At 59.7% G+C, this 11,359-nt stretch carries 10 protein-coding genes and 1 pseudogene; 2 read left to right on the top strand and 9 right to left on the bottom strand.

Going from position 1 to position 11,359, the window contains the following annotated elements:
- From MFF55_RS25325 to MFF55_RS25295, 7 genes are all read right to left on the bottom strand, one after another.
- Nucleotides 1–451: efflux RND transporter permease subunit (locus MFF55_RS25325; RefSeq protein ID WP_238246871.1), on the bottom strand; the 451-nt coding region annotated here is incomplete at its 3' end.
- Nucleotides 448–1,497: an efflux RND transporter periplasmic adaptor subunit gene (locus MFF55_RS25320; RefSeq protein ID WP_238246872.1), complete on the bottom strand. Its 1,050-nt coding sequence runs from the start codon at nucleotides 1,495–1,497 to the stop codon at nucleotides 448–450. The genes MFF55_RS25325 and MFF55_RS25320, both read right to left, overlap by 4 nt.
- A 201-nt stretch (nucleotides 1,498–1,698) precedes the next feature.
- Nucleotides 1,699–3,021 carry a 5-aminolevulinate synthase gene (gene hemA / locus MFF55_RS25315; RefSeq protein ID WP_373874870.1) on the bottom strand — a complete coding sequence of 441 codons (1,323 nt, stop codon included), beginning with the start codon at nucleotides 3,019–3,021 and terminating at the stop codon, nucleotides 1,699–1,701.
- 1,171 nt (nucleotides 3,022–4,192) lie between these two features.
- Nucleotides 4,193–4,636: a DMT family transporter gene (locus tag MFF55_RS25310; RefSeq protein ID WP_238246869.1), complete on the bottom strand. Its 444-nt coding sequence runs from the start codon at nucleotides 4,634–4,636 to the stop codon at nucleotides 4,193–4,195.
- A gap of 54 nt (nucleotides 4,637–4,690) precedes the next feature.
- Nucleotides 4,691–5,851: a Gfo/Idh/MocA family protein gene (locus MFF55_RS25305; protein ID WP_373874869.1), complete on the bottom strand. Its 1,161-nt coding sequence runs from the start codon at nucleotides 5,849–5,851 to the stop codon at nucleotides 4,691–4,693.
- A 295-nt stretch (nucleotides 5,852–6,146) separates the two neighbouring features.
- Nucleotides 6,147–6,467, bottom strand: a complete 321-nt coding sequence (locus MFF55_RS25300; protein WP_238246867.1) for a cupin domain-containing protein — start codon at nucleotides 6,465–6,467, stop codon at nucleotides 6,147–6,149.
- Between the two features lie 1,376 nt (nucleotides 6,468–7,843).
- Nucleotides 7,844–8,539 (bottom strand): IS6 family transposase, encoded by a 696-nt coding sequence (locus MFF55_RS25295; protein WP_238246866.1) that lies wholly within the window; start codon nucleotides 8,537–8,539, stop codon nucleotides 7,844–7,846.
- Nucleotides 8,540–8,611: 72 nt separating this feature from the next.
- Here MFF55_RS25295 and MFF55_RS25290 point away from each other — a divergent pair, with 72 nt between their 5' ends.
- On the top strand, nucleotides 8,612–8,770 hold the full coding sequence (locus MFF55_RS25290; protein ID WP_238246865.1) for a hypothetical protein: 159 nt from the start codon (nucleotides 8,612–8,614) through the stop codon (nucleotides 8,768–8,770).
- A 726-nt stretch (nucleotides 8,771–9,496) separates the two neighbouring features.
- Here the strand turns inward: MFF55_RS25290 and MFF55_RS25285 are convergent.
- A pseudogene (locus tag MFF55_RS25285) lies at nucleotides 9,497–10,192 on the bottom strand (IS6 family transposase).
- A 92-nt stretch (nucleotides 10,193–10,284) separates the two neighbouring features.
- Between MFF55_RS25285 and MFF55_RS26925 the strand changes: the two are divergent.
- The gene (locus MFF55_RS26925) at nucleotides 10,285–10,413 is read left to right on the top strand and encodes a hypothetical protein (RefSeq protein WP_283206802.1); all 129 of its coding nucleotides are present in this window, start codon (nucleotides 10,285–10,287) and stop codon (nucleotides 10,411–10,413) included.
- 430 nt (nucleotides 10,414–10,843) lie between these two features.
- Here the strand turns inward: MFF55_RS26925 and MFF55_RS25280 are convergent, their stop codons facing one another.
- A complete protein-coding gene (locus MFF55_RS25280) occupies nucleotides 10,844–11,077 on the bottom strand; it encodes a hypothetical protein (RefSeq protein ID WP_238246864.1) in 234 nt (77 codons plus the stop codon).
- Nucleotides 11,078–11,359 lie beyond the last annotated feature (282 nt).

Raw genomic sequence — 11,359 nt, 5'->3', positions numbered from 1 at the left:
GCGAGAGCTGACGGCTCGACAGGGCGATGAGGACAACCGGGGCATCGGCCGGATTGAACTTCCGATAGGTGGGCGCCAGGAGCATGTCAGTCGGCAGGTGTCGCTGTGCCCGGCTCAGGGCAGCCTGCACGTCAGCAGCAGCCTGGTCGACGTCCCGGGCCAGGGCGAATTCCAAGGTGATGAGGCTCGACCCTTGCGTATTCGTCGCCGTGACCGACTGCAGCATCGGTATCGCCGAGAATTCACGAACGAGCGGAGTGGAAACGGCGCTCGCCATGGTTTCGGGCGCTGCACCTGGGAGCTGTGCCGACACCAGAATGACTGGGAACTCGATCCTGGGCAGAGCGGCGATCGGCAGAGCCCGATAGGATGCGAGCCCGGCCGCGAAGAGTGCCAACGACATCAGGATCGTCGCGATCGGTCGTCTGACGAAGGGAGCGGCGAGGTTCATTGTCCGCTCGTATCGACGGCCGCGGCGGTCCTCGCCGGCGGAAAGTCGCGGCTTTCGACCATGACCCGCGTGCCGTCGGACAACCGGGTGTGGCCTTCGACGATGACCTGCTCCCCTTCCCTGAGCCCGGACCTCACAGCTGCCCTTCCGCCCAGAACCTCCGAGGCGTCGACCATGCGCCGCTCGACGGACCCATCCGACCGGATGACGAAGGTCGAGCGACCCCGCTGATCCTGATGAACGGCGGCGACCGGTACGGTTACGGTTTCGATGCCCTCGTCGAGCGTGATCTCGAGGCGCGCGTATTGCCCCGGCCAGAGCGCATGATCCTCATTCGGAACCTGCGCCTTGACGAGTATCGTCCCCGTGACCGGGTCGACGGAGGAGTCGAGGAATTTAAGTCGGCCGGTCGCCACGGCACGGTCGGCACCACCAATGAAGACGCTGACGGAAGACTTGGGCTCGATGTGCTGCAACGCTGCGCGCAAAAGATCTAGGTCGCGTTCCGGCAACGTGAAGCTGACTTGAAGCGGGCTCATTGGCGTGAGGGTGAGGAGATTCGCGGACGGTCCCTCGGCTGGTCCGACGAGGTCACCGCGTGCATTCCGCACCACACCAGCTCGCCCTGCGATCGGTGCTCGCACGACGGTGTAGCCGAGCCTGATCCGCGACGCCCGTAACGTCGCTTCGCTGGCAGCCACGTTGGCGGCTGCGGCTTTGGTATCGTGGCCGAGTTGATCGACCTGCACCTGGGTCGCTACGTTGCGAGAGCGGAGATCGATGGCCCGGGCAAGATCTGCCTCATGTCGAGATAGAGCCGCACGGTCTCGGGTGAGCGCGGCCTCGTCGCGCGCGACAATGGCGCGGATCTCGCTGTCATCGATGCGGAAGAGAACGTCGCCCTCCGCAACTTGACTTCCATCATGTACCAAGCGTTCGACAATCTGGCCGTCGATCCTCGCTCTGACCTTGACCGTTGCCAGCGGCTCGATCCAGCCGACGCTGGTGCGGAGGACCGGGACGCGCTCCAGACGCGCGACCGCCATACGCACGGGAACAGGCGGTCGTTGCGGTGTAAGGGCGGACGGTGACGTCGCAGTCTCCACGGAGCTGCGGGCGGCCAGAGCTTGATTGGAGAGCGACGGTCCAGCGCGGAGCATGATGTAGCACATGCCGCCCGCAATGAGGGTTGCTCCCACGGCCACGGCGAGCGGGGCTGGTCGCATTGTCGTCGCTCCCCAAGCCCATTATTCCGCTGCTGCCTGCCAGGCTGTTCGCTTGAGTCCGAGCGTGGTCCACACCTCTTCGAGAGCATCCACCAGGGTAAGGATTTGCGCATCGGAATGAAGTGGTGAGGGCGTGATGCGCAGGCGTTCCAGCCCCTTTGGAACGGTCGGATAATTGATCGGTTGAATGTAGATCCCATGCTTGTCGAGGAGCCGGTCGGCTGCCGACTTGCAGGCCTGGGCTTCGCGGACAAGGACCGGGACAATATGGGTGCCATTGTCGACAACGGGCAGATTAGCCTTGGTCAGCATGGACTTGACCTTGGCGACCTGTCGTTTCTGTGCCGCCCGTTCCTGTTCGGATATCTTGAGGTGCCTGATCGATGCGGTTGCAGCGGCAGCCGACGCGGGCGGCAGCGCGGAGGTGAAGATAAAGCTCGGCGCGCAGCTGCGCACGACATCCACGATACTTGATGAGGCAGCGATATAACCGCCGACCACTCCAAAAGCCTTCGCCAGGGTCCCCTCGAGAATGTCGATGAGATCCTCAACGCCTTCCGCCTCGGCGATACCAGCACCCCGAGCGCCATACATGCCAACGGCATGGATCTCGTCGAGGTAGGTCATCGCACCATAACGGCGGGCCAAGCGGCAGATGTCCGCTATCGGAGCTACGTCGCCGTCCATTGAGTAGACACTCTCGAAGACGACGATTTTCGCGCGGTCTTTTGCTCCACGCAGGATCAGTTCCAGATGGTCGAGATCATTGTGGCGGAAGATAACCTTGTCGCACCCGGACTGACGAATGCCCTCAATGATCGAGTTGTGGTTGCCAGCGTCGGAGATGATCAGGCAATTTCGGATGAGCCTGGCGATCGTCGAGATGGCCGCTTGATTTGAGACGTAGCCCGATGAAAAAACGAGGGCCGCTTCCTTGTTGTGGAGACTTGCGATTTCGCGTTCCAGTGCAACGATCGGATGGCTGTTCCCAGAGATGTTCCGAGTGCCGCCAGCGCCAACGCCATTCCGGCGAGCAGTGGAGACCATGGCCTCGATTACGGCAGGGTTCTGCCCCATGCCGAGGTAATCGTTCGAGCACCAGACCGTGACTTTGCGTTCTCCTTCCGAAGAGTGCCAAACGGCTTCGGGAAACTGCCCTGCGATCCGCTCGATGTCCACGAACTCACGATAGCGCTTCTCGTTACGAAGCTTATCAAGCTCATTTGTGAAATAAAAATCGTAATTCGGCTCTGAATAATAATTTCTGATAGTGTCTTCATTGAAATCTGACGGTTTGGATAAGCATTCTCTCGGCAAAAAGTGCGTAGGTGAGAGTTCCTCCATAAGCGTCGCTGAGTCGACCCACTTGCCATCAAATATGCGGCCCGCTTGCCAGCCATTGTTTCGGCAATACAATAAGACGGGCTTCCTCTCAGCCTCAGTAAGTGAAGTTGCTCCGATGGATTTGATTTTCTGACAAAGATGAGAGCAATTCATCGTATTCACGCTCCAACTCAGCAGAACTATTGCGTTTTAAAAATGAAGCTTGAGTCTAACCGATAGAAAGGAAGAGTCATAAGCACCCTGTGCTACGAGGCAGAAGGCTTGGATCGGCTTCGGACACTGCTAGAGTGTATCCTTGTGTAGAGACCCTCTCCACGACAACCAGGGTGCCATTTCTAGGTCGTGCTAGAAATAGTCAAAAAGCGCTTACCCTGGCAGGAAATTTCACTAGTTGAAGGTTTTTTCTTCAGCGGATTGAGGAGGCCGTGGCTGTCTAGCGAAGCTGACGGCTGGCATATTTTTGCCGGTAATTGGGAGGCGCGGCTTATGCTAGCTTTTCAGTGGCTAGAGTCCCTGACCAAGCCTGCAAGTCGAAGCAAGAAGTGCGGTTTTTAACCCAAACGAGGGTATCTGATGTAAGTATCTTGCATGTTAATTCTGGTCAATACGAGTTGAATAACAATGTTTGATTCGGCTAATGGGTTGCCTGAAAGCGGACGATCGCAAAACCATCCATCCCGGTCATCCGTCTTCGTCATATCTGGCCGCCCGGAAGCGGACGTCCCCAGCTTCCGCTTAGGGTCAGATCCGGATGTTCACGGCCTGTAGCCAATAGCCGCTTTCCACCCTTTGCAGACCTTGAAAGTGTCCGCTTCTGGGCAGCCTGATAGAACGGACGCGGTTGATTGGGATGGGTGGCTTTCTGTCAATCCGCTTTCAGGCGAATGAGCGCCAAAACAGACTTAGATGTTCGGCACCTGACCTCACAGACCAAGTAAATTGTTGCTGGTCCGCTTTAGGTATGAGCTCGGAGGAGCGAAAGTTAAGAGACCCGCATCGCTGCCATAGCTGCGCATTGCAGTATATCGATGATTGATGTGAAACGCGCCTGCGAGATTGCTACTTGAATGGCCACGAATTGAAAATATTTCTAAGTACATGAGTAATGTATTAATGTACTGTAGCTATAATAAAGCTTTAAGTTCCAGTCGAAAGAAGGAGCGCAAACCTGTCAAAAAGTACAGACAAGGATCAAGCCGACGATCATCAGCAAGCAGCCGAGAATGCGCCAAGCATCAGCCGTATGCTCGGCAAAGCCGACCCAGCCGTAATGGTCAAGTACAACAGACGTGATTATACCCGCTGTTACTGTAATTCCTGTGAAAACTGCTGCGCCAAGCCTCTCGGCGAACAGAACCGAAGCCAGGACATAGACTGCGCCCATTGCTCCGCCGAGCCATGACCACCACGGCACACCCGCCAGCCGTTGACTTCCCGGCCAGCTGAGTCCGAGAAAAGGAGCAGCCGCCATGTAAACAACGACATTTGCGCCAGCCACGATCAAAGCTGCCAGAATTGGCTGGCCCAACGTCTTGTTCAGCGTTGCATTAGAGCCGGATTGAACTGTATTGAGAATACCAGCGGCTATAACTGCGAGAGCAATAACAAATGGCATGACTTCTCCGCCCGTAGCGTTGCCTTCGCGCGCTGACAGCGCTGCGGATCCCCCTCAAGAAGAACGCATAGTCATATCTGGATTGAGGTCGACCCAGCGCCTTTCGCGCGCGGCCCGGTAGAGTGCCTCGATCAGGCGAACATCACGCAGGCCCATCTCACCGGGCGTCAGCACCGTGCCATTTTCCGCAATGACTTGGGAAAAATGATCGATTTGCCCGGTAAATTGAGCGGCGCTAGTTTCCTCGCTCAGCACCTCCTCCGACTTCTTTGCGTTGGTCACAACGAGACGGTTGCCCTGGTATGCCGTCGCTGGGTCAAGCGTAGCGACCGCCTTATCACCCCATAAGTCGATGCGCTTCTTGTCAGCTGTGTAGCCCGAAGAAATCGTCGCACGGCGTCCGGAAGGAAAGACGAGTTCGGCGGAGAACACGTTTTCGATTTCAGCAAAGCGTGGATCACTCGGCGGCGAGAACATTGTCGCTGAGACTGCACTTGGGCTCTCGCCGAAGAACCATTGCAGACCGTTGAGTGAGTAGATGCCAATATCCACGAGGGAGCCGCCGCCAGCTACGGCTTTCTTCGCGCGCCATTCGTCACGAGGCCGCTCGGGATTAAGCGGACGATGATGGTCGGCCGAAGCGAACCAGACTTCACCGAGCTTACCCGCGTCGAGCATTTCTTTTACACGTACATTGTTGGGCTCCCAATGCGCTCGATAAGCAATCATCAGCTTGCGGTCGGCCGCCTTGGCGGCGTCGATCATCCGCTGACATTCAGCAGCTGAGGTCGCCATCGGTTTCTCGCAGATGACATGTTTGCCTGCCTCCAAAGCCTTCACAGTCAACTCGGCCTGTGACGAATTCGGTGTGACGATGTAGACAATGTCGACCGCGCCGTTGTCGGTCAGTCGACCCATGGTGTCATAGCCATAGATCGACCTGTCATTAACGCTGTAGCGCGCAGCGACGCCCTTGGCCTTGTCCAGATTGCCTGAGACAAGAGCGACCGTCTTCGAGCGTTGGGCGCGAGCGAGAGCGGGTAGGACATAGGCCTGTGCGTAGTGTCCGAGCCCGACGACAGCCCATCCGACCTGCCGATCACGCGCAAGGGGTGGTTCCCGTTCGAGCTGCGGTTCGGGGCGGCCGACGGGGCTGGACGAGATCGTCTGTGCGGCAGCTCTATCGCTCGTTAGGGCGGAGCCTAGCCCTGCCATGCTGCCCGCGAGGAATAAACGCCGGGTGTTCGAGACGTCCGACAATCGAGATCTCCCAGCAATAGTGTGAACACTCGGGCATGCGCATCTGCATGCATAACCAACAACGCGAACGCACCCACTGCTGTGCTACGGCACGATGCCATCAACTTGCTGCGGAATGTGGACGGATGCCATTGGCGTGGCCAATGACCGTCGTCTGTGATCGCATCAGTCAATAGCCGGGTTCGGTCTCACGTCACGAGGTCTAATCCGCTCTGGTCATGATATCACTGCTTCCCGTGACAATGGCGTGCTACCTTCTAAACTGTAACGCAGGTGGGGCCGTAGCCTCTACCGCCGTGAACGCCTCAACAATCTTATAAGTGTGTTCGGCACCAGACGGTACAAGCCAGGAGTCCCCGGGCTCAAGCGTCACCGTCTCGCCGCTAAGGGTCAGTTCGGCACGTCCCGAGATGACGTAGCCGACGGTCTCGTAGGGTCGGCTGGCACTCGGCTTATCGTCGGTTGCCGGCTCGTCGCGCCACATCCGCATGGCAACCTTGTCGCCAGCGGCAAGGCTCACCTCACCGTGAGGTCCTTCGGAAGCTGTTCGGCTAGAGATCTTCGTCGCCATCTCGATTGTACCCCTGATCGCTTGTGACGAAGGGCAACGGTAGGACGATGCCCACGTTCCAGCCTTGGCTGCAGCATTCCCGAGCGATAGCTGCGCGCCCGGATACGGTGAGTGCCTGGCCCGCGGCTTCGCCGCTGTGCCAAAGCGACAAACCGAAGATGGTGGGAAAGGCAATCAATTCGGGCTTGGCACGTTGAGCGCTGTTACTTGCCGTGACTGGGAGCTCGTGCTGCTTCGACCACTTAGCGGGGTGCTGCAGCGCCGTTTTGGATCATCAAACGGCCTATACTCGCTCAACGTGATAAGCCCGCGATCAGGCCACCTGAAACTTTCTGCCTCCACTTCCCGTATCCGGGCCGACCTGAGGGAGGTGGACATGCGGTACCGTCGCAAGCAAACGCCAGGGTTTGCAGCGCTTCTCGCGTTGCTGATCGTCTCCGTCCTTGGTGGCGCTTTCATAGTCATCCACCAGACGCTCGCCGAAGCTCGCATGCTTCAAGCGGCCAGGGTTAGTGGCAAGACCTCGTGACCAATCCTCCGATGCGCTGCTGTGAGCTGATCTTGCGTGACGTCATGCCACCCACAGGCTCAGCAAGCCGGCAACCAGCGTAGCGAGCCCCGCGAACGCCACCGCTGACATCGCCACGGCTCGTCTAAGAGCATCACCTGCGACTTGCCTGTTGTCGTTGGCCGGTTCTCGTCGCCTGCTCATCAGGTGCTCTTGCAGCGACCACCTGCTCCTGAGGTCCTGGCCACCTTCACGCGAGCGAATAGCGCACATCGAGCCACCTCAGGTCCAAACGGCTGGCATCAGGATAGCAGACTTGGGCTGCCGGTCCTCAGGTTCATCCGGCAAGTCTCGCCTTCGAGGATTGCGATGGTCGCAGAGGCGTCTTCCATCGAATCAGTAGCAACAGCCTTAGCAGTCTCCACCGGACACTCTGGCGTAGAACTTGTCGTGTGCACCTTTGAGCCAGGTCAGCGCGAGCATAGTTCAATACTGAGTGCAAATGTCTTCCGAGCTGAGCGTGAGATCACCGCCTAATCTGCACAATTCCACTCGACTAGTGCCACGAACAGAGCGTCTATGTGGGTACGATGAGAGACGAGAAGCAGACGTGAGCATGTCGGTCCCGGCTACCACAGCAAGCCTGATAAGGCTCGGCCCCAACGGCTGAGCCGCCTCAGGTCTTAGGGCTACATGGCTCTTCTGCCCCGCCGGCCAGTGCCGATTGCGGGGTCAGGGTGGTGGCACCCCTGCCGCAACCCTGGAGACAGACCATGCCGAGCTTCACTCTCAGCCCGTCCGAGACCGCACTGCGGCATTGTCACGGGAAGCTGAGTGAGGTCGCAGATGGCGCAGCGGTTGCCTCAACTCACGCCGCAGCAGTCGCCTTCTGCCACGCGTCCACGGCTTCCGTTCGGAAGAGCTGAAGCGTGGGACGGGTGATCAGGTGGCGTTGAAGATAAAACGTGTTCTGGACCGCAGCATGCATCGACAGGAAGCGCTGAGCTGACCCTGCTGACGGGAAACCCTGCATCTTCCGCTCGCGTCGTCGGACCGGCTGATGTGAGTTCTCCGCTCGGTTGTTCTGCCGCAAGCCCTGCTCGTGGGGCAATGACAAGCCGAGTTGGCGATGCGCGGCCGCATACGAGCGCAGTTTGTCGGTCACGAGCAGGGTCGGCCCGCAATCCTGCTTCTTGATCAGCTTACGCAGGAGCCTCACGGCCGCTGCCGTGTCGCGCTTCGGCTGCACCAGCAGGTCGAGCACCTCACCCTCGCTGTCGACCGCTCGCCACAGGTACATGCGCCGGCCCTGGATCGTGATCACCACCTCGTCCAAGTGCCAGGTGCTAGAGGGCTTGGGCCGCAGCCGGCGTAAGTTGCTCGCGAACTTGGGCCCGAACTTCAGGACCCAGCGCCGGACGCTCTCGTAGGTGGTCTCGATGCCACGCTCAGCGAGCAGCTCCTCGACATCGCGGTAGCTCAGCGTGAAGCGCAGGTAGAGCCACACGGCATGCCGGATGATCTCGGGCGGGAACTGATGGCGTGCGTACGAGACCGGCTGCATGGCTCCTGCCCTACCCCGTCATGCCGCAAGCCGTCACTGCTTCCCGTGACAATGCCCTTCAGCGACACGGGCGTGGCCACGAGTGCTGCGGGTGTGGGTCAGTTCGTGTTCAATGCCCAGACCGATACGCTGCTGTGGGATGCTGATGGTACGGGTCTGACCGGCGCTGTTGCTGTCAGCACCTTTGCCACCAACGTCACACTCACCGCCGCCGACCTGTTCATCCTCTAGCTCTGGCGCCCCTTACATCGCCCGCAGCTTGCCGCTGACCCAAGTGCTCATCGCTGGCCGGAAGGCCGCGGTGAGCGCTGGCACTCGCTGTTCGGCGCCGACATCGGGCGGGGCTGCGAAACCAGTCAGCCGCAACGGATATTGTGGTCGGCCGAGCAGGAGTTAGACGAGGCGTCGATTGTTCCAATAGGGCTAGCCCTTGTAGAACGTTCTGAAGCAATTCCAGAATAGTGGTTTCGCGCTTCCGAAATGCGCAACAGGGAGAGTTCTAAGAGCTACGTGGAACGGCGCAGCTTGAGCATATCGCAGCGAATTGGTCAGCGCGGCGTCTCTTTCTCAAGACATTGAAGATGCAGGTGCAATCACCATATCAGCATCACGCTGGTCGAGGTTCTATCGCTTGACTGATCGGCTCTCCCGAGAGGTTGAGGGCCATGCTGCTGAGGCGGGAGGGGGAGCTTTGCTCGCCTGCCTCGACAGCTGTCAGAGGTACAAGAGCTAACCAGCACGAGACGGCTACGGGACGAGTGGGGTGACGCCGGATGTACGCGCACCCAGGCTCGCCACCGTGGCCGTTGACGTTTTCAGACCCGGGCACCTCGCCAGAGCGGGGTTTACGCGCCCTGTCGAGCCTTCTCAGAGGCGCTCCAGTACCCGGATGACTGTCTGCGAGCATTGTCACGGGAAGTTGAGTGAGGTCGCAAATGCGAAAGCGTCCGCCTCAACTCACGCTGCAGTGGTTGCCGTCTGCCATGCTGCTGCGGCTTCCGCTCGGAAGTGCCGAAGCGTGGGACGGGAGATCAGGTGACGTTGTAGGAAGAGCGTGTTCTGGACTGCCGCGTGCAGGGACAGGAAGCGCTGGGCTGATCCGGGCGACTTGAAGCCCTGCTGCTTGCGCTCGCGTCGTCGCACCGGCTGATGAGAGTTCTCAGCGCGATTGTTCTGGCGCAAGCCCTGCTCGTGGCGAGCTGACAGGCCGAGCTCTCGGTGGGCAGTTGCATACGAGCGCAGCTTGTCCGTCACGAGCACAGCTGGCCCGCAGCCCTGCTTCTTGATCAGCTTGCGCAGGAGCCTCAGGGCTGCTGCCTTGTCGCGCCTGGGCTGTACGAGGAGGTCCAGCACCTCGCCTTCATGGTCGACGGCTCGCCACAGGTACATGCGACGGCCCTGGATTGAGACCACCATCTCGTCGAGGTGCCAGGTGCTGGCAGGCCTGGGCCGTAGGCAGCGCAGGTTGCGGGCGTAAGCGGGTCCGAACTTCACCACCTAACGCCGGACGCTCTCGTAAGTAGTCTCGATGCCGCGCTCAGCCAGGAGCTCCTCGACGTCACGGTAGCTGAGGCTGAAGCGCAGGTAGAGCCACACTGCATGGCGGATGATCTCGGGCGGAAACTGATGGCGGGCGTAGCTGATCGGCTGCATGGCCCCTGCCCTACCCCGCCGCAGCACAGGCCGTCACTGCTTCCCGTGACAATGCCCGGCGCTCTGTGCCAAGCGATCTCAGGAGCCGCGCCATGAACGACGATCAACCTCCGACCGGCATCAGACGGATGTACGTGCGCGCCCTCGCCTATGCCCGGATCGGGGTCTGGATGGCGAAGGAGATGAACCCGTGGCGGCGGCCGTATGGGAAGCGACGGTGAGAGAGGTCACAACCAATCGATCTTCGTCAAACCAGCCCGTTTGCATCAGAGCCATCGCGCAATCATCCTGAAAGGGTTTTTCGGCAAAGAGTTACGCCTGCCGCCGAATCGCGGCTTGGGACACGTCTCATGGCTAGGTCACGTTCGGTAACGGCTGCCCTCATCGTCGGTTTGTCGTGCGGCTCAGCGTTTGCCGCCGAGATTGATCAAACAGGGAGCTTCCCCAAGCCTTCGCTCCGAGGCGAAACTCATCCGTCACAGACTCCTGCCCCGGCCGCAAAATTTGCCGAGGCCACCTTGCCGGAGTTGAAGGTGACAGCCGACGGGCCGCGACGCGGCTTCTTCGCTTCAAGGAAGGACAAACCTTGGGATCCTCGTATCTGCATTGGCTGCTAGGTGCGCGTTGGTCGTGTCAGGGCAGCTTGAGCGCTTAAAGCGCTCTCGCCTGCCCAGGCGCCAAGCCAAGTGCGTGAGCCGTTACTTGCGATAGGCGGGCATCGGTCGCTTCTACCACGGCGTCGTCCTTGACCGCCCGCTTGACCAACTGCACGCCGGCCTCCGCGTTGTCGGCGATGATGGCGTAGAACACCGTCAGGCTTTCTTGCAGGTCCGTGCCAGCGTGGGTAACCTTGACGATGTAGGCAGCCTGTAGAGCGTCGGTCATCCGCAGAGCGCCTGCCTGTGCTGAAAGGAGGATTCAGTGGAGGCAGGAAATATGCCGCTGATATGACCCATTCACGACCGGTGTCCGTGATCTGCGAGGTCTAGAGCCGGGCAAGCACCCGCTGAACCTGCGTCGTCGTTCAGGCATCACTGCTGCGGGCATTGTCACGGGAAGCAGTGACGTCCTGCACCTCAGCGGGTAGGCCATGGGCCATGCAGCCGATCAGCTACGCCCGCCATCAGTTTCCGCCCGAGATCATCCGGCACGCGGTCTGGCTGTATC

This window comes from Methylobacterium iners, from assembly GCF_022179305.1.
Lineage (GTDB): Bacteria > Pseudomonadota > Alphaproteobacteria > Rhizobiales > Beijerinckiaceae > Methylobacterium > Methylobacterium iners.
Note: the sequence above shows the minus strand (reverse complement) of the source record. Positions and strands in the feature narration are given on the sequence as shown.

What these genes read in the sequence shown, in the direction of transcription:
- MFF55_RS25320 (WP_238246872.1), bottom strand. Translation starts at nt 1,497, where the DNA reads ATGGCGGTCGCGCGTCTGGAGCGCGTCCCGGTCCTCCGCACCAGCGTC.
- hemA (WP_373874870.1), bottom strand. Translation starts at nt 3,021, where the DNA reads ATGGAGGAACTCTCACCTACGCACTTTTTGCCGAGAGAATGCTTATCC.
- MFF55_RS25310 (WP_238246869.1), bottom strand. Translation starts at nt 4,636, where the DNA reads ATGCCATTTGTTATTGCTCTCGCAGTTATAGCCGCTGGTATTCTCAAT.
- MFF55_RS25305 (WP_373874869.1), bottom strand. Translation starts at nt 5,851, where the DNA reads ATGGCAGGGCTAGGCTCCGCCCTAACGAGCGATAGAGCTGCCGCACAG.
- MFF55_RS25300 (WP_238246867.1), bottom strand. Translation starts at nt 6,467, where the DNA reads ATGGCGACGAAGATCTCTAGCCGAACAGCTTCCGAAGGACCTCACGGT.
- MFF55_RS25295 (WP_238246866.1), bottom strand. Translation starts at nt 8,539, where the DNA reads ATGCAGCCGGTCTCGTACGCACGCCATCAGTTCCCGCCCGAGATCATC.
- MFF55_RS26925 (WP_283206802.1), top strand. Translation starts at nt 10,285, where the DNA reads ATGAACGACGATCAACCTCCGACCGGCATCAGACGGATGTACGTGCGC.
- MFF55_RS25280 (WP_238246864.1), bottom strand. Translation starts at nt 11,077, where the DNA reads ATGACCGACGCTCTACAGGCTGCCTACATCGTCAAGGTTACCCACGCT.